Raw genomic sequence first — 19,446 nt, forward strand, 5'->3', positions numbered from 1 at the left:
TTCAATACCACGATAACAACCGCGCGCAGCCGAACCCTGCGCGACCATAGTTGTTGCCATTATAAAACAAAAAGACAGTTTCGCCCACGGCGACGACCGCAGGGTACGCGACCATTTCGCTGTCCCAGCCACTGTCCGACGGTACAAGGCCAATGTCATCATCATGCCGTTCCCACGTCACACCATCGGTCGATGAGGCATAGGTCAGCAGATAAGGTTCAGCCTCGGTGCCCCGGCCAAAAAACATCAAATATCGTTCACCTTCTCGGATTACATAGGGTCGCCCCACGCGGTGTTCTCCCGGCGCGTTGTCTACCGCGACACGACCTGTAGTTGGAAAGTTGATGCCGTCTGCCGACTCCATATAACGAATGTTATAGACCGGCAGCGTTTTTGACTTTCCGGGGACAAAATCGCTTCCACCACCATACCAAGCGCGCCATACTCCGTTTTCCTCGCGGATTGAATGGATAGCGCGGAACAGCCTTTCCTCTTTTGTGCGGGGCAGCACCGGCGTCTCGGAGTATCTGTCAAAACTTGCGCCATCGTCTGCGCTGATCGCTAGACCGCAAAAAGCTTCAAAGCGCACAGCCTCACCGCGGGTGTAACCTGCATAATACATACGCAATTCATCCCCGGCACGCACAACTGCACATGGCACCACGCCGTGCTGGTCAAATGCCCCGGGCGCCCCCACGTCCAACACCGGCCGCGTGCTTACGCCCAGAACCTGCCGCGGATCATCGCGGTCGACATCCACGTACCCTGCACGGCTAACCCCATCTTCGTCCCGGAAGCCACAAAAGACCCGAATACGATCATCCAGTACAACCGGCGTGGGTTGCAGAGCCGAGTGACGCGCCCAGTCAGAACTGCCATCCGGACCATAAATCAGCCCAAGTTTTTCCCACTGCATGGCGGCCCCCTTTTAGGAATTTCAGCGCAGCTTTATGAGCGACCGGTCTGGCAAAAACCGCGACCGGCGGATATCGTATTGCTTGCCTTTAAGCCATTCGCGCACTGCTACAGTCTCTCCCGGGTAACGCGCGTCGTTGAGTTCGTCAAACACAAGTACGCTGCCCGACACAAGACGTTCATCCATGGCGTCGAGAGCAGCTTTTGTTGGCTCGTAAAGCGCCATATCGAAGAACGCCAGCGCCACAATTGATTCCGTGTGTTCTTGGAAGTAGCTGGCCACCGTTTCGCAGGCATCACCCTCGACCAGTACATGCTTTACCGCGTGTCCCATGGCATTCTCGGAACGATGATAGGCAAGCAGAGCCTCCAAGTATTCCTTGTAGTTCTTCGGCACCGTGTAGCCGTCATCCTTGACGGTCTCAGAACGGGCATCGGCATCGGTGATACCTTCGTATCCATCGAACGTGTCAAAGCCGACCAAGCTCCTCGACGCGTTATATGGCTCGAGCATGGCGCGCATCGATTCAAACACCACAAGGTCCTGACCAAGCCATGTGCCAAACACCATAACGTCTCCCGGCGTCTCAAGTGCTGCGCTGTATGCCTCGTAAAGAAAGAAAATCTTTGCCAAGGCCGAAGAGCGCGCGAAAAGACCAAAGTTCGTCAGCAGGGTTGCATCATCGAAGGGACGGTTCTCGAACAGCTGGTATAATGCCTGACGCGCATCATACTGTTTATCTGATGTGTTGTTGTGAGGCACGAAATCGGTGCTTTTCATCATTCAGGTCCTTTCGCGGTGCTCGGACGAGGAATGTCCGAAATCCGTCCGGGTTGCAAATGCGCCATTGTTGGCGCGTGATACGTTTCCGGTCAAAGCGTCAACTCATAAGTCAGGCACGTCGTACTTCGCGCGCCGAACATTTCTTTTTGTGCCGCCAGACCAGTGTTCAGGTTGCGGCCTGCATCAGTTGTTGAGATACCAAAGTCAAACCACTCGTGGTCAGCAAAATCAACTTCGAGCAGGTGGTTCACGATAGCGTCTACACCGCCATGCGCCCGACCGTCGTCCGAGCTTGCAATGTATTGCACATGTGCCGTTTGCCCGCAGTCGAAAACGACCAGCGCCGAAAGCATCTGCTCGGCATCATAAGCCCCGTAGAGCCGTATGGCATCAGGGAAACGCCCAGCGAGCAACTTGATCTCGTCCAGACTGTGTACTGGCGCTGTATCATGACGCTCGGCAAGTACGGCCGTAATCAATTGCCAGCACCCCGCCCAATCGTCGGTTTCGCGCACGGTGAGCTCGGCTTTCCGAGCCTTGCGTAACCCGTCTTTTTTTCCTTTTGAAAAGGTTAGCCTGCGTTTGACCGGAATACTCGCGGCGACATCGACCCGGACGAGTTCGGCACCGAGCCGAAAAAGAGCATAGATATCCTCTTCGGCTGGCTGCCTGTGGTAGATCGCGGGCACAACCTTGTATCGTAGTGTGGCAAAGTCGCGGGCGCGCAGCCAATCGACCAGCGCTCCAAAGATATCAAGCATGCGCGCCGCGGACATCTTGTCGTCCGTGACAAATCCACCATAGCTCAGCCCGGCATGGCTAATCAGCGCTTGATCTGACTGGTTCGCCGGTAACACCGCGCAGACTTTCCCATCTAGGCGCACCATCAGTGAATGGTCTTGAAACCGATCCGCGTGATACTCCATAAATCCGCGCTTGAACAGAAAGGTGCCGTTCTTGGAGCAATCGATAAACGCATCCCAAGCCGCCGCATCTTTGGAAGTATACCGCGCGATCTGTATCTTGCTATCCGAAGAAGGCATCCGCGTTACGCCTCCGGAGGCGTAATTTTGAAATATCTATATGCCGAAACCCGTGACGGCTCTGCGTGGTGACCGGACAAGACCAAGCCGTTGTCTTTGAAAGATTTATTCACCACCGAACCTAACGCGACGAAGCAGTCGTCGCCGATGACCACATTATCGGCAAAACTGGCGTTCACGCCCAGAAAGCAGCTTTTACCAATCTGTGTATAGCCAGAAATCACGACATGAGAGGACACGAAAGTGAAGTCGCCAATATGCGACTGATGCCCAACGTGGTTTCCACTCCACAAGACCACGCCATCACCAATAGTTACTTCATGCTGCACGACGTTCATCTCAAAGATAAACACGTTCTCGCCAAGCTTGGCCGTACGCCAGACAAAGGCACGAGAGCTAACATAGTTGGCCAAGCGATAGCCGGCATCGCGGGCCAGACCAACAAGGCGGGCACGTACGCGATTGAGCTTGGTCGATGTCACGGCCACATGTGCCTCGACCTCATCCGGAGCAAAGGTTTCAGCCGCACTTTCCAGAGCGACCACAGGCAAGCCGAACTTTTCTGTTTCGCTCAGGTACTCGGCCTCGACAGCAAAACCAACGACTTCGTAATCTGAATCATGCGTGAAATACTCGTATGCAATATCCGCAAACTCTCCGGCACCGATCAGAAGGAGTTTTCTAGACTTGCTCATACCGGTTTCCTACTATTTGTTGCACAAAGGGTGTTGCCCGGTGGCGCAGTTCTGGGTCTTGCCTTTTAACGGTGATACTGACTAGGAAACCGGATTACCAGCCCTGCAAGATCGGGCGCGGGGTCGGTCCACGCGCAGAACTACGGCAAAGGAGAAAACAGGTGCCGCTGAAGGACTGTCGGTTGATAGATCTCCCCAAAATTGAGGATGCTCGAGGCAATCTGACCTTTATCGAGGGCAACAATCATATCCCTTTCGATATCAAGCGCGTCTACTACCTCTATGATGTGCCCGGTGGTTCAGATCGTGGCGCACATGCACACAAACGACTGCACCAGTTCATGATTGCAATGTCAGGCAGCTTCGATGTGCTGCTGGATGACGGGAATGAAAAAAAACGTATTCACCTCAACCGGTCCTACTTTGGCGTTTATATCTGCCCGATGATGTGGCGCTATCTCGACAATTTCTCTTCAGGGGCTGTGTGCATGGTTCTCGCCTCTGCCCCTTACGATGAGAACGAATATATCCGCGACTACGACACCTTTCGCCAGCGCACGACGTCAAAATGAGCACAAATCAGGTACCGTTCCTCGACCTAAAGGCCGCCTATGACGAATTGGCGGACAGGGCGGAGCCTGCGATGCTGCGAGCGCTGCGCTCGGGCTGGTATATCCTGGGCCCCGAGGTCGACGCATTCGAGCGGAAATTCGCAGCATACTGTGACACGGCTCACGCTGTCGGCGTGGCAAACGGGCTGGATGCGTTACGTCTGGCGCTTATGGCTTGCAACATCGGACCGGGCGACGAGGTGTTGGTCCCGTCGAATACATTTGTCGCAACTTGGCTGGCGGTAAGCCAATGCGGGGCGACGCCGGTGCCGGTCGAACCCGATCCAAAAACCTATAACATCACTGCCGAAGGCATCCGTGCGGCACTGACCCCAAACGTGCGTGCTGTGATCCCGGTTCACCTATACGGGCAGCCCGCAGAGATGCCCCCAATCATGCAGGTTGCGCGCCGCGCTGGCATTGCGGTGATCGAAGATGCCGCACAAGCACATGGCGCAAGGTGGAACGGCCAGCGCATTGGCGGACATGGCGATGCCGCCTGCTGGAGCTTTTATCCTGGCAAAAACCTTGGCGCTCTCGGCGATGCAGGCGGTCTCACGACAAACGATCGCGCACTTTCAGACCGCGTGGCGCTGCTGCGCAACTATGGGTCGCGCGAAAAATATCGAAACGAAGAAACCGGCCTGAACAGTAGGTTGGACCCGGTACAAGCGGCCTTTCTGACGGTCAAGATTGATGTGCTCGACAAATGGAATGCACGACGCGCTAGTATTGCCGAGATGTACCTCGATACCTTGTCTGACTGCGACTTGGTCTTGCCAACGGTCGCACAAGACGCTGATCCAGCGTGGCACCTGTTTGTGATCCGTCATGAGGATCGCGACGGGTTAGCAGCAAGGCTGTCTGCCGCCGGCGTTCAAACGCTCGTGCACTACCCTATTTCACCGGACGCCCAACCGGCCTATGCCAACCTGAAAGTAGATCCCGACCGGACGCGCCTTGCTCACCAGTTGGCGCGCGAGGTTATTAGCTTGCCGATCGGTCCGCATATGGACGCGGCGCAGGTCGAGACGGTGATCAAGGCAGTTCGGAGCGCCGCTTAGTTCCCTCCGGCCAATTCCGGATGGGCGTAAGCTTCGGGGTAAGGCATAGGGCGGATCGGTCCCTTTGGCACCACCCCATTCCACGAGCGTCCAAAATACCCTTGCCGGCAGTGGATCAGCGAGCTTGCCTCAGCGACCCCATCGAGCGCATAAACCCGGCAGAGCCAGCGCCACAGATTGGGAAAATCCAAAATACGCGCACCGTTTAGCTTCATTCGTACGAAGTAGACAGGATCATGGCGGTAGAGCGTTGGAAACAAGCGCAAATCTGCTTCGGTGAAGTTCTCGCCGACAAGAAAAGGGCGTCCGTCGGACAACAGAGCCTCAAGGTCGTTCAAAGCGCCGAAATAGGCGTCAAACGCCGCGCTATAGATCGTCTGGTCAGAGGAAAATCCGGCCTTGTATGCCCCGTTGTTGATCGCGACATACACCTTTTCATTCAAGGCATCGATCTGCCGTTGCAGTGCCGTATCTTGCGGAACGAGGCGTAGGAGTTCACGCCCCTCACGCCCCAACGCGTCAGCATGCATATCCAGCATTCGAATGATCTCTGCACTTTCATTGCTGACGATCCGCTGTGCCTGCTTGTCATACAAGATGGGCACGGATTGCTCTTCAGAGCCTTCACGCTGGTAAATTTGCTTTGCCAGGCGGAGCCCCTGCCCTGTTGCGGTTTCTCCGGTGCATTCTAACAAGGCATCACCAGTTAGCGAGGCTCGACGATCAGGCGCAAATTCCCACAGGTTTGGACCTTCGGGGTCGTCGTCACCGGTACGGTTTGGAAAAGCCACATCCATAGACAGGCTGTTCTGCAAGCCAAGAACACCGCGCGCCAGAGTTACGCGATGACACCACGGGCAGTTCAGCGCCACGTAGAGGTGATAGCGTCCGGGTTGAGGCGGAAAATCCTTATCCCCGATGGAATGGCGAAAACCGCTCACACCTCGGACAAACTCGCCGCCCGCTCTACGTTGCCCAACGTTGGTTTGATCTTCTTGGGTAGATGTATTTTTGGTCATGCTGCTAATGTGACGCCTGCGGACATGAAAGCAAGCAGGCGGTCCCAAGACACACAGCAATCAGATTACATCAGTTCGCGGGCGAGAGAACCCAGCCGCGCCTGCGCAAATCAGCTATTCGACCGCACCACCCTCACACACGCTTTTACCGGTGCATGCGCCCGCTTATTCTAATGAGGCGCAACGCTTTACATACCGGGTGCAAACAGCGCTTTCGACCCAGGCAGAAACTCAGCAGAAAATGCGTTTTTGCTTCCGGCAGCTTTTTGAGCCTAGCGGCAACCATCAAACAAAAATAAAGTCCGCCTCTCCGAGATCGCTCAGCGATACGTTTCTGATCAGGATGGTATCGGCGCCTGCGGTGAGCAGGACGTCGCTGCCCTGGGTGCTCAGGTGGGTGGCGGCAAAGCTGGCGTAGTCGGTGAAGGTGATCGCGCTCACCGCGCTCACGTCCAGTTTCTCCGCATCATCCAGTGCGTCGAAGTCCGTCACCTCGTCGGCCCCGAACCCGTCCTGGAAGATGAACACATCCGCGCTGTCAGACCCGCCGGTCAGCGTGTCATTGTCCGCACCGCCCAAAAGCACGTCAAACGACGAGCCCCCAAGCATCAGGTCCGCGCCTGCGCCGCCGTTCATGATATCTTCACCCGCAGCGCCTATCAGGTAGTCGTCGCCGCCGCGCCCCACCAACGTGTCATCGCCGCCCTCGCCAAACAGCCGGTTCGCCGCTCCGGTGCCGTATAGTTCGTCGTCAAAGCTCGAGCCTGTCAGGTTCTCGACGCTGGCATAGATATCGCCTGCGGCATCGCCCGTGTTGGTGCCGGCAAACTGCAGATCCCCCCGCAGCCCACTGCCCGCGCTGGCGTAGCTTGCCGTGTCGCTGCCGGCCCCGCCCGACAGCGTGTCCGCCCCGCTGCCGCCGTCCAGCGTGTCAAAGCCTCCGCCGCCCAGAAGCTCGTCGTCGCCACCCGCGCCGTTGATCAGGTCAGCCCCGCCCACGCCCTGCAGCACGTTGCCCTGCGCGTCGCCGGTGATCGTGTCGGCCAGGAACGAGCCGTAGAGGTTCTCGATCCCGTCGTAGGTGTCGCCCGCCGCCTCGCCGGTGTTGTTGGCCGCGGTGCCCAGATCAATCACCATACCCAACGTCGCCTGGCTGTATTGCGCCCGGTCGATGCCCGCGCCACCGATCAGGCTGTCCGCCCCCAGTCCGCCCAGCAGGATGTCGTCCTGATCGCCGCCATCCAGCGTGTCATTGCCCGCCCCTGCGATCACGTAATCCGTGCCGCCGCGCGCCTCGATCAGGTCGCCGCCGTCCTTGCCGAGGAAGTAGTTAAAATTGTCATCCCCCCGCAAGGTATCGCCAAATTGCGAGCCAAAGAGGTTCTCGATCGATACGTAGCTGTCGCCCGCCGCCTCGCCGGTGTTGCCGCTGGCATCCACCAGATCCGCCGTCACCCCGGTGGTGGCAAGGTTGTACTGCGCCCAGTCGCCAAAGGCGCCCTCGGCCCCGCCGTCGAGGTGATCCGCGCCCAGACCGCCGTTCAGAAAGTCATCGCCCGCGCCACCGATCAGCGTGTCGTCACCGCCCCGGCCCGTCAGCAGGTCGTCCGCTTCGCCGGTCGATATCTCATTGGCCTGATCGTTGCCGTAAAAGAAGTCGCGCTGCGCCGAACCCAAAAGGTTCTCGATCTGGACCAGCACATCGCCCGCCGCAATCCCGGTGTTCGTGCCGCCAAAGGACATGTCCACCCGCTGCGCCTGCACCGCATCCGCGTAATCCGCCCAGTCGGTGCCGGACCCGCCATTCATGATGTCGCCGCCAGCCCCCCCGGACAACGTGTCGCCATCGCCGCCACCCAGCAACGTGTCAACGCCCTCGCCGCCCATCAGAACGTCAGCGCCGCCAAAGCCGTTCAGGCTGTCAAAACCAGCGCCCCCCTCAACGTGATCTGCCCCAGCACCCGCATCAACCGTGTCACCACCTCCACCACCAATAATCGTGTCAGAGCCCGTGCCGGTGACCAGCAAGTTGCTTCTCTCGCTGCCTTGTAAATCAACGTCAGACGATGTCATGACTTCAAGGTATTCGACGCCCACAACAGTGTCCGTGCCGCTTTCCTCAGCTCCGACCGCGTTGATCCGGCTCTCGACAAGGTCGATGGACAAAGTTGTGCCCGACGTCAACGAGCGCGCATCGTAGTAGAGCGTATCCTTGCCACCGTCACCGCTGACCAGATCGCCATACGCACTAAAGGAGACTTCGAAGGAATCATTCCCTTCACCGCCGAACAACGTATCGCGACCAGTACCATCACGAAGAGTGTCTTCGCCTTCACCGCCCTCAATGCGGTCATTACCACCGTCACCTTGCAACAGATCATCGCCGTCGCCGCCTTTGATCTGGTCGTCGCCATTCAGTCCAAGGATTTCATCCGCACCTTCCAGACCCAAAAGGATATCGGTAAATTCACTTCCGGATAAAATCTCGTCGAAGGGTGTACCCTCAAAAATGTTGCTGAGGTTAACGCTGTAGGGCACAGACACTTTCGAAGTGACTACCCAATCCAAAGACGTATCTGCCTCTGCCAAAACGGTCTGCTTAACGCCCAACGACGTCATAGGTACAAGCAGAACGTCTGCAACACCTGCGCGTTCAAACGCCATTAGCGTTATTTGGTCGCCGCCGGCTTTCGGTTCGATGCTCAGCAAATACCGACCTGTTACCAATCCCTGATCGTCGTCACCGACAGACAGTGGTGTGATTTCCTGAACTGCAGACAACACACCGTCTTCGTCGCGCAAAGTAATCTCGACCGGCGTCGAGAGATTGAATGTGTACCCAAAGTCCACCAAAGCCTCGGACAAGATCAGCGCCCCAATGGGGACGGAATAGGCCTGTACCGTGAAACTTGGCACTTCCGGCGGCTGGGCGCTTTGGAAACTACTCGTCGCCGGCGCTGCCGCAAATGTCCCGGCCTCGCTGTTTACTAGGTTTGTTGGTTCTGCTTCAACGATGACCTCAATATCAATTTCACTAAACGTCTCGGTCGCGGTAAACCCTTCGAGAATTAATCCCCGCCCCCCTCCGAGATCAAAACGCAAACCTTCTGCCGTGTTTTCCCGTGCGATGTTTTCGAGCGTGGTCAGACCGGGCAGCTCGTCGAGAATGATCTTGTCTACGCCGAGTTCAAAGTCTGTGATGATATCCAGCGTCGCTGAAGGGTTCGACACATTCCCGAGCAAAAACGTGTCAATACCTCCGTCACCTGTCAGGATATTGACACCTTCACCACCATCCAGGACATCCCTGTCCGCGCCCCCAGACAGTGTATCGTCACCGCCCATCCCTGAAAGCGTATCATTGCCAGGGCCGCCAGCAAGCACATCTGCCTTTGAAAAACCGGTGAGTGCCGTGTTGCCTGCGTCTCTGGTGACGTAGTTATTTTCCACATCCGGCAAGAGGAAAGGCTCAAAGTTCAACGCCAGACTATCCCTGAAGTCCGGGAATTCGTTGAATGTATAATCTCGGTCGGGGATACGAGGAATGCGAGGGTTTTGGTCCAGCAACAAAACGCCCCGGTGATCGTTGGATGGCAAAACAAGAATGCTGCCATTGATGTGGATATCTGTTAGTCCGCGTTCGGTCGTTGTTTCAGTGCCAAAGCCATAGAACTGAAGCTTATCTGACGTAGAGACAAAATCGGTAACAACCTTGATGTCGAGGGCTTGGTTCGGATCATCCGTTGGGGCTGTAAAATCAGAAGCGTCAAACACGAAGAAATCTGACTTGGCACCCCCTGTCAGCACGTCTATCCCGCTGCCACCGTGCAACGTATCACCTCCCGCGCCAGCGACAATAACATCATCGCCAGCCCCGCCTGAAACGTAACCAAATATGTCGCCGATCGCGAGGAAATCCGACCCGCCCTTTCCAAAGAACGAAAACGATGTTGTTCCACCCTCAGAGACAAGGCGGTCTTCGCCTTCCAAAAGTGAGACATTGCCCACACCGCCCAACGAGATAAGTGTACCCTCGTCCGAGAACTCGCTGTCAAAAGCGAAACTTTGCAAAATGCCAGCCTGCTTACTGTCGGCGCCCATCCGAATTGTTGCACTTCGATCGCCATCGGTCAGGGTCAGGAGCCATTCAGCGCCCTCTTGGACAACTGACATTTCAGGCATAACAGCATCTGTGACAAGCAGACGTGTTGCGTCGAAATTAAGAATGGTATCGCCATCTAGTTCTGCAAGAGAGCCAACCACCCAATCGCCGGAACTACCCTCCCCAAGGATATCCGTGCCCAAGCCGGGAAAAACAGTGTCGTCAAAGTACGACGTAAGAATAATGTCGTTGCCGTCGTTACCCGCAACACGAATACGTTCCGCCGTCAGGCCATCACTGTAGTCAATAAAGTCGTCGCCCGCCGAACCGTTGAGCGGGTCGTCCGCAATGGCGAGATTTACGGTTGTTGCATTACCAGCGTCTTGGCCATCGGTAGCAACATAGGTAAACCGGTCGTCGCCGCTGAAATCGCGATCTGGCGTGTAGACAAAACTGCCGTCTGCCTGAATCGCCAAAGTGCCGTATAGCGGATCGGTGACCTTAGTCAGATCGACCTCAAAAGCGTCGCCGTTTTGGTCTGTGTCGTTGTCCAAGACGTTGCCGATAATCGTCGGGGCAGCATCGCCATCAAATCTGGTGTATTCGCGTCCTTCATACATATCCACAACACTCAAGGGGGCGATGTTGTAGAAATCCGCAAATCCGGTGACGCCGTTCAAACCTAGCTCAGACCCGTTTGAAAATATAACGCGCGTGTCGAGCGTGTCGTCGGCAATGCCATCCTCAAGCGCTTCAAAGGCAATTTCCTCAATCGCTTGGACGATCGTCATGCCGCTGATTTGCAACGTGTCGGTGCCCAGTACAAAGTCTTCTATGTAATTGTAGGCACCGCTTTCTTCATCAAGAATGTAGGTGTTGCTGCCACCACCACCGTCCATAAGGTCAATACCGCTACCCGGTGTAAAGGTGTCGTCCCCTTCTCCGCCAAGATAGGTGCCGTAGCCTGCATTGGCATTAAAAGGCACGCGGTCAAAGAAATCGGTCCCTTTCACAACTACGGTCTGTCCGCCGTTGCCATCGTCGACCAATTCCTTGTCTTCGCGGACAAAAATTCTGAATGAGTTTGTCGTGACAGAACCAGTGGAAGCCTCAAGATTATACGGGAAGAAGTTAAAGCCAGCTTGGTAGTTCCGTTCACCTATCTCCGCGTAGTCCGGATCAAGCGTAAATGTCAGCGACGTCCATTGCTCCATCGTCAATCGTTGCCCAGCTTCGACCACGGTACCGTCCGCCAAGCGCAATTCTCCATCGAAAACGCCATTGCTCGATATTTGCGCTTCGAATTCCGGTTGGGCATCGTCTGGATAGTCGGGGTCGAATAATTCGGTCAGGTTCAACGGGATCGTACCAACATCCGGTGTCACGTGCAGCGATTGCCCTCGTTGGAAGAAAGGTTGGTTTACGCCTTCAATAAATTCCGTCTCGATGACCCATTCGCCTTGAAATTCTTCACCATCGGGCACAACCAACGTGCCGTCCTCACGATCTGCGATGTCACCAGTGACTTTGAACAGTTTATAGGAAAACGGCACTTCGCTGACGAAATTCGTATTGCTGGCATGCTGAATTTCGCCCAGCACTTCGTTGAGTTGATCGAAAGTCCCAGAATAAGACCGGACTCCATACGATAGCAGGATTTCGTCTGTCTCTTCGTCCCGAATGTATTCCCGCTGATAGATACCCTCCAAGGTACCATTATCGGCCACAAGGTTGGCAGAACCATCAAACACCAGATTCCAATTTGACGCACGAACCCCTGCGACGCCACTTTCCTTGTCATTGAAGGGGAATGGAAAGGACACTTCCAGACGATAAAACGTTTCAGCTTCGTCATCGACACTGGCGATCTGCAAGTCTGGATGCGCTAAAGCGCTGCGGTTTTCTTCGATTTGCTGCACTTCGGTCGGAAAACCGACAAGAGTTTCAAGATCATCCACCGCTTGCAGCACGATGTCTTGCTCGAATATCGCCGTTTGAATGGTCAGCTGGTTTTCGCGCTGCAGCTCAAACGAGATTGTGCCATTCGCATTCTCGTCGGCATTCAAGACGATGCTGTCCAGGAAGGGTTGCAGCAGCGTGATATCCATCTGCCCAAAGAACGTGCCGGACCCAAAGTTTGTGTCTATCGTCGCACCTGTTGTGCCGGGGTCAAAAAGCAGCGTGAACAGTTCAGCCGAGCTGGAGCTGTCTACATCAGAGTAAGCAAACTGCAGCCCCGCCAGACTATCCCCTTCGATCAGTTGCAAAGGCGCACCGGAGGCCGCTCCCTCCAATCCAAAGAACGTCGGGTCTTCGACCGCCGTAATTTCGATAGAGACGTCGCGCCTGTCCAAGGGACCGCGATCATCGAAATATTCGATTTCCAATAGCGCCACACCATCAGGACCAAACACGTTGTCTGCAGGATCAAAGATTATTGTGTCGATTTGTGCCGCGTCGAAAACCATTCCGTCGGCTAAAATGGTGCCATCCGCATCCAGTATGAACTGGCCCGTGCCCTCACTGACGCGAACCCGCGCCAACGCACCGGCCGGCAGTCCCGTTGGCGCATCCACGCTAAACGTCAGGTCGGTGTCTTCCAGTGTGAGCAGTGACTGTTTTGGGGTCACAATGTTCAACGTGTCGTAATCAAATTCCACCGGATTCAAATTTTGATCACGGAATAATATCCTCGTGACATCTCCTGTCAGTGTGTTCAGGTCGTTTGTAACCGTGTTGAAGAACGATAACTGGTCGAACCCGTCCACCATCCGGTAGTGCTCATAAAGGCCCGCGTTAAAGAATGAGAGTGTGGTGTTTCCTACCGATGCCCCGGTCGTTACAACCTGATCATTGCCAAACCCTACGTTGATAAAGTGGCTGACAGAGTCGTTGGGGCGGTTGAGATAGATGATGTCATCGCCGTGACCGCTGGTGATACCTGTATTGTTATCGTTCACCAAAAACAGGTCTGACTCTCCGGTCCCGGCAATCGAATATCCCAGGAAATCAGGCCCAACAATTTGCGCAATCGGTCCGACAGGAATATCATCACCTATAGAGATTAGCTTGCGCGATATCCCATCCGTCCAGATCAGGTTCGGCAAAGGTCCAGCGAAACTGAGACTAAGCAAAACGGCCTCGTTCTCGATCTGCAGACTGCTGCCAGACGTTCCTACCGGCGTCAGATCGTCGCCGATCTGCGACAAATCAACTATGTCTTCTGCATCAAACTGTAAAACAACATTTGATCGCGCCTGCGCACCGCCGTCTGGGCCTTCGCCTTCTGGTGCAAGAGCGCGGAAGGTATCGACGCCTTCGCCGCCAATAATGTACAAGCCACGGTATTCCGAAGTCGACAAGAGGGGTAACTCAAAAACATCCGCACCCGATTGTCCGTCCAAAAAGCTGCTACCAGCCGTGATCCTGACCAGATCTGCGCCGCCGCCCAACTCTGCTGAGTTAATCGACCCGACCAGATCAACAACTTGATCGTCGTCATCTGCGACGAGGAAACCACCGTCCTCAATGGAAACCTTAACAGCACCTTGAAGAACGGTCGTATCAATATTCGCTGAATGGATTGTCATACTGCCGACGTCAGCCGCATCCACAAACAAAATGCTATTTACCGCAGTGCCACCATTTTCGAACTCAATTCCCCTGAAACCTATCGGCTGATCCACATCGGTTAGATCGCTCAAGTCTATCGAGGGCTTTGCGAAAACGTTTTTGGTGTTGAATGTCAGGGTTCTTTGAAATCCGGCTTCGGCGACCGCATCAAAGGATTCTTGGGCCGTCAGAATGTCATCAATGCCAGTCAAGGAGGCGATCAGATCATTTCGCAACTCAATTTCAAACGGCACTTGAGAGATCGGCAAAACATGACCGGTGCGGAAACCGCCCGTTGCACCATCACTCGTCAGCGTGCTTTTGAACCGGGATTTACCATCCAGTTCGAACCGTTCGATCTGCAGCGTACCGCCGTCGACGGCCAAGATCTGACCGCCCTCTCCAACGGCCACCTGAGGCGCACCATCGTAGACTTCACCATCCAACAGATTTTCAAGGCCAGCTTTGCCTGTGGACGACGCGCCTGGCTCTACTGAGGCGAGCGTTTGGAAATACGTATCAAGCGCACTTTCGAAAGAAACGAGTGTGTCACCGTCATCCGACTGAGCATCCTGTTCAGGATCAAAGTTGTCGTAAAAGAACAGATCTTGGTATCCGTCCTCTGCCTGCAACAACACCTCAAGCTGCGCAATATCATTCGCAATCTCATTGCCCAACGCGTCTCCATCGACTTGCGCATCATTGTTGACTAACGCCGAAGCAGCAAGCTCGGTCAGAGACAGCGTTTGGTCCGGTCCGAACGGATTGCGCAAGATCAGTGTTTCAACCTGACTGCTCGCCTCATACTGATCGAGAATTACAGTCATGGACTTTACTTCGGCGTCGGCCCCACTGGACATAACCTTAATCAGCAAGTCATTTGCAGAGCCGTCTAAACGTCCGTCAATCTGTTCAAATATCAGGTTAGCTTCGGTCAGCGTTTGCCCTTCAAAGCTGAAAATGTCGGTGGCGTAGGCGCGAATTTCCAAAGAGTCCTCGCCACCTTCACCCTCTTCATCAATGATCGTGACGCGTTCGCCGACGGCCTTGCGGTAGCTGTCATTTCCAGAGCCACCAAGCAGCATGGACTGCCCCAGACCAGCCGATATGACATCGTTGCCGGCGCCACCTGAATATATCGGTGCCAGCGGCGCGGCCAAGACAAACACAGAAACATCAATAAGATCGCCGGTACCAACGTATCGCGACAATGACGCCGTCTGCGCATAGGGGCTGGCCAAAGCAACTGCTGCCTGTGCCACATCGCCTGCGATTGTATCGTAGCTTGGGGCAAATGCCGTGACGCTTGGATCAGCAAGTTCGGCCAAGGCAGTGCCCAGACCATCTATCGTGTATTCGTCGATCAGTGTCAGAACAATATCTGTCATCCGTTCGACTTCGGCATCGCGTATCGCGTACGCACTGGGTACGTCTTCTTCAGGCAAGACGCCATTGCCGTCTCGTCCTTGGTAAAAGGTAGAGGTTTCGATCTGCTCACCGTCAAATCCGCGGAACGTACCAACTGCACTGACCGCGTCGCCAATGGTCTCCCCGATCGCTTCGATCAGTGTCAGAGTGTTTTGTTGAAATTCATTCCAGGTCGACAGACCGTTTTCGGACAACCAATCGAGCAGGTTATAGCCTTTGCCGATAACAACATCATCATTGTCACCGCCAAACGAGCGCGCAATACGGCTGCCGATATTGATAACATGGTCTTCGCCCGCGCCGCCGTCCAGTTCAGTATCCCGACCAAAAGCAATCAGCAGATCGTCGCCTTCGTCACCGTCAACCCTGTGGTTGGCGCCAAAAGCAAAGATCGCATCATCCCCACCCTGACCGTAAACATTCGAGCGTTCCCCGGACACAACGATGAAATCACCTTGCGCCCGATCGTCCAAATCATCCCCATCCGATGCAGCTTCAGGGTCAAACACGTTAACGCCGACGTCGCCAAACACCTCCATGTCCGTTCCATTGACAAAGATCAGGTCGGAGCCCTTGCCGCCCTGCACATCTCCGCCGTCGAAAAGCAGTTGGGTCAGTTCATTGGATTTGATCCCTTTGTCGCCGACTTTGCCTTTAGAAAACAGGATGTCGTTGCCTGCACCGCCATCCATGGCGGTTAGACCTTTATGCGAGAAGAGAATATCGTAACCATCCCCGCCTTCAACAAAACTCAGATCACCCGATGCGATGACTTTATCGTTGCCTGTGCCACCATCGATAAAGACATTGCCCCCTTTGGCGATCAGCAGGTCATCGCCAAAGTCACCAGCCAGATCGACTGAGCCATCCGAACGAATGTCGGCTTGCGACAGCACCGGATCTGACCCACCCCCGTCACCGTCACCCTCATCGTTATCTCCGCCACCATCATTCTCTTCAGGCTCTTTGCGTCCGAACCCGAACAACAAGTCGTTTCCAGTCCCCCCAGAGAAAAGATTTCCGACACCTGCGCCGAGGATGATATCAGCGTCCTCTTGCCCAAAGACAAAGTTGAGGTTTGAGGCAAAAGCGACTGCAATGTCTTGACCCGTGCCCAAAAACGCCGTGTTCAGTTCACCGCCGATAAAGGCCAGATCGTCGCCCGCGCCCGCAAAGAATGTATTGTATTTACCAGCGGTCAGAACGATGTCGTGATCAAGCTCATCCGCGTCATCCTCGACGCCAGCCATAAAGATATTGAACTTACCGCCACCGACCAAAAGATCAGTGCCAGAGCCAGCAATAAACGTGTTGAACGTGCCGCCGCCAAGTAGCGCGTCATTGCCAGCCCGCGAATACAGCAGGTTAAATTTGCCACCACCGATCAGAAGGTCATCACCTTCGTCACCATCGATAATGTTGAACTTGCCACCACCGACTGCGATGTCGTTTCCTTCACCGCCAAACTGAGTGTTGAATTTTCCGCCACCCAAGATGAGGTCGTCACCGACCCCGCCCAGCATGGCATTCAGAGTGCCTGCGCCGAGCATAAAGTCATCGCCCGCACCGCCCAGAGCCACATTAAACTTTCCGCCCCCAAGAACGATGTCATTGTCCGCTCCGCCAGCAACGATGTTGAGCTTGCCGCCGCCGCCGACGATGTCACGACCGGAGCCGCCGATCAGAATATTGGCGAGGCCACCGCCGATCAGAATGTCAGCGTCCGTACCACCAGTGACAATGTTGAACTTGCCCGCTGCCCCCAGAATATCAGATCCTTCACCACCCGAAATGAGGTTGAGCAAGCCTACGCCCACAGCGATGTCGTCGTCCTGACCACCGGAAATCAAATTACCCTTGGCAATAGCGACCATGATGTCCGAACCATCGCCACCGAACTGCAAATTTGCCAGACCGGCGCCAATGATCAGGTCATCATCTTCCTGACCGAACAACAACGACGCCCCCGCCACAGAAACAAGGATATCACCGTCATCACCGTCAACCCGGTCATAAAGGTCAAAGTCAGGGAACGACAGATTTGGCAGACTGATGTCTGGCAGTGAAAATGATCCGCGCCCTTCGCCCGGTTGAAAAAAGCCCGCGCCTTCAAAGAGGCCAGACAGGTTGGACATGGTGTCGCCAAACGCGCCGAGCACGGCGCCGGATGGCAATCTCAAACCGGTCAAAAGATCAAGTGCTTTGCTCGGGTCAGGCAATTCAAAAGAGGGAAGCCCATCCAACAAGTTCGAGAAACCAAGATCAGGCAATCCACCTGTGCTGGTGTCCTCTCCGGGGAAATAGCTCAACACGCCGGACAGCGAAGACGATGAAAAACCAGAGGTGAAGTCGGTGAGAAAATCGCTGGCACTTGGTGGCTGCAACGAAGTAGTATCTAAGTCGGGCAACAACAGGCTGTTGGCCGCAATACCCGGGTCTGGCAGATCGATGATCCCGTCTACGCCGAGAATAATGTCATCCAGTTCGCTAAAATCGGGGGTTGCGGGCGCGCTAAACCCATCCAGCGCTTCAAACCCAAGCCTGTCGATGTCAAAAGGGTTGAGCGCGGGCAAGATAACGCCCGAAAAGTCAGGTTTAGAAAAGCCTGGGAACTCGAGTTCCGCAAAAGCATCCACCAACGGGTCGACACTATAGTTGTCAGGGTCAAAGAGCTCCGTGACCAGCGACAAAGAACCAAAGACATCCTTCATGCCTTCCCAGATGCCTTCGATAAAGGTCCCAGCCGCATCCAGACTACCGCTGTCGAAATCATCAAAACTTGGCAGGGTCGGCAGGCTCAGATCTTCAAACTCAAAGTCAGTGAACTGGAAGTCCAGAAATGTTTGCTCGGCAAATCCAATCAATCCATCAGTTTGGGACTGCTTGGCATCTTCGTCTTCGCCTTCTTCCGCAGCGACAAAATCAAACGGATTGTCGCCAAACATGATCCGCAACGTTCCGCCAACGCCGACAATCACATCTTGGCCAACGTCACCCAACTGGAAGGCAATGGTTGGCACACCGAGGCTGACCAGTACATCATCACCCGCGCCGCCTATCGCAAGATCCAGAGTTCCAAAGGACACCACTACATCATCGCCATCACCGCCCCAGATGCCATTTGCACCACCGACTGCAACGACGAGATCATCACCCTCACGACCAAAGACAAAGTTTCCCCCGCCCAGAGCAACAATTTTGTCATTGCCGGATCCGCCATCCGCCTTAACGCCTACGGCAAAGGACGTGATAATATCATTGCCGCCCATACCGTAGAGGAAGTTGGCACCACCAAAGGCCACGATGACATCATCGCCACCGGTGTTTGCGTTTTGGAACCTGCCAGACCCCAGAAAATCTCCGGTATCTGCGTCACCGTAGATTACATTGCCTGCACCGATGGCGACCAGCGTGTCGCGTCCGATGCCACCGTAAATCCTGTTGTCCAGACCAGCTGCGGCAATGACGTCGTTACCTTGGCTCCCGTACCCTTTGTTAAAGCCAAGACCAAGGAACAACCTATCATCGCCGGAGCCACCTCTTGCGGTGTTACTTCCGCCCAAAGCAACAATCAGATCGTTATCATCTCCACCATCGATGTCATTGCTCAGCCCGGCAATCGTCAGGATGTCATTTCCTGCTTCGCCCCTGATCGTGTTTGAGCCGCCCAAGGCAATGACGGTGTCACGACCCGACCCGCCATAAACAGTGTTTATGAAACCCGCACCCACTATAAAGTCGTTGCCGGTACCGCCATAAAGTCGGTTGTCACCTCCTAATGCGATAATCCTGTCATTGCCGCCGTCACCATAGATCGTAGGCAGACCCCCAAAAGCGAACATCGTGTCGTCACCACCATTTCCATCTAAAATCAGGCGGTTGTCATTATTATCGGCAAATTCTTCGACCAAAGAAGGACGCGTGTTACCGGACCAAAAATCAGCTGAAAAAAGCGTAGAGAAAGACAGTTTTAGAAAATTCGCGATTGAATTAAAATCAAGCCCGACAATCAGGTCGTTTCCCGACCCTCCCGACACAGTACCCGAAACGCCAAATTTGGTTGATGCCAGACCGGCAATAAAATTCCCGGCCCCTTCAAGGACGTCGCCAACCTTGTCGAAAAAACTTGGTACCGTCTCTGTTACGAACGTCGTAACTGGTTTCACGACCTTT

General features: G+C 54.9%; 8 protein-coding genes. 2 read left to right on the plus strand and 6 right to left on the minus strand.

Going from position 1 to position 19,446, the window contains the following annotated elements; translation table 11 throughout:
* Position 1 precedes the first annotated feature (1 nt).
* The 4 genes from AC2D8V_RS07265 to AC2D8V_RS07280 all read right to left on the minus strand — a co-directional run bounded on the left by AC2D8V_RS07265 (position 2) and on the right by AC2D8V_RS07280 (position 3,437).
* Positions 2-916 (minus strand): glycoside hydrolase family protein, encoded by a 915-nt coding sequence (locus AC2D8V_RS07265; protein WP_484732865.1) that lies wholly within the window; start codon positions 914-916, stop codon positions 2-4.
* A 21-nt stretch (positions 917-937) separates the two neighbouring features.
* Positions 938-1,696 (minus strand): TylF/MycF/NovP-related O-methyltransferase, encoded by a 759-nt coding sequence (locus tag AC2D8V_RS07270; protein ID WP_484732866.1) that lies wholly within the window; start codon positions 1,694-1,696, stop codon positions 938-940.
* 92 nt (positions 1,697-1,788) lie between these two features.
* Entirely contained in the window at positions 1,789-2,742 is a 954-nt protein-coding gene (locus tag AC2D8V_RS07275) for a GNAT family N-acetyltransferase (RefSeq protein WP_484732867.1), read from the minus strand.
* 5 nt (positions 2,743-2,747) lie between these two features.
* Positions 2,748-3,437 (minus strand): acetyltransferase, encoded by a 690-nt coding sequence (locus AC2D8V_RS07280; RefSeq protein ID WP_484732868.1) that lies wholly within the window; start codon positions 3,435-3,437, stop codon positions 2,748-2,750.
* A gap of 161 nt (positions 3,438-3,598) precedes the next feature.
* On the opposite strand from AC2D8V_RS07280, the gene AC2D8V_RS07285 reads away from it, so the two are divergent.
* Complete coding sequence (locus AC2D8V_RS07285; protein WP_484732869.1) at positions 3,599-4,009, plus strand: sugar 3,4-ketoisomerase; 411 nt, start codon at positions 3,599-3,601, stop codon at positions 4,007-4,009.
* A complete protein-coding gene (locus AC2D8V_RS07290) occupies positions 4,006-5,112 on the plus strand; it encodes a DegT/DnrJ/EryC1/StrS family aminotransferase (RefSeq protein ID WP_484732870.1) in 1,107 nt (368 codons plus the stop codon). Before AC2D8V_RS07285 ends, AC2D8V_RS07290 begins: the two co-directional genes overlap by 4 nt.
* On the opposite strand, the gene AC2D8V_RS07295 is transcribed toward AC2D8V_RS07290, so the two are convergent.
* Both AC2D8V_RS07295 and AC2D8V_RS07300 read right to left on the minus strand, forming a co-directional pair.
* Positions 5,109-6,131 carry a glutathione S-transferase C-terminal domain-containing protein gene (locus AC2D8V_RS07295; RefSeq protein WP_484732871.1) on the minus strand — a complete coding sequence of 341 codons (1,023 nt, stop codon included), beginning with the start codon at positions 6,129-6,131 and terminating at the stop codon, positions 5,109-5,111. The genes AC2D8V_RS07290 and AC2D8V_RS07295 overlap by 4 nt on opposite strands.
* A 285-nt stretch (positions 6,132-6,416) precedes the next feature.
* On the minus strand, positions 6,417-19,439 hold the full coding sequence (locus tag AC2D8V_RS07300) for an Ig-like domain-containing protein (RefSeq protein ID WP_484732872.1): 13,023 nt from the start codon (positions 19,437-19,439) through the stop codon (positions 6,417-6,419).
* Positions 19,440-19,446: the final 7 nt, after the last annotated feature.

The sequence above is a fragment of the Roseobacter sp. YIN89 genome, from assembly GCF_057219365.1.

Bases quoted from the DNA above. Each gene is read 5' to 3' on its own strand.
- AC2D8V_RS07265 (WP_484732865.1), bottom strand. From the start codon at position 916: ATGCAGTGGGAAAAACTTGGGCTGATTTATGGTCCGGATGGCAGTTCT.
- AC2D8V_RS07270 (WP_484732866.1), bottom strand. From the start codon at position 1,696: ATGAAAAGCACCGATTTCGTGCCTCACAACAACACATCAGATAAACAG.
- AC2D8V_RS07275 (WP_484732867.1), bottom strand. From the start codon at position 2,742: ATGCCTTCTTCGGATAGCAAGATACAGATCGCGCGGTATACTTCCAAA.
- AC2D8V_RS07280 (WP_484732868.1), bottom strand. From the start codon at position 3,437: ATGAGCAAGTCTAGAAAACTCCTTCTGATCGGTGCCGGAGAGTTTGCG.
- AC2D8V_RS07290 (WP_484732870.1), top strand. From the start codon at position 4,006: ATGAGCACAAATCAGGTACCGTTCCTCGACCTAAAGGCCGCCTATGAC.
- AC2D8V_RS07295 (WP_484732871.1), bottom strand. From the start codon at position 6,131: ATGACCAAAAATACATCTACCCAAGAAGATCAAACCAACGTTGGGCAA.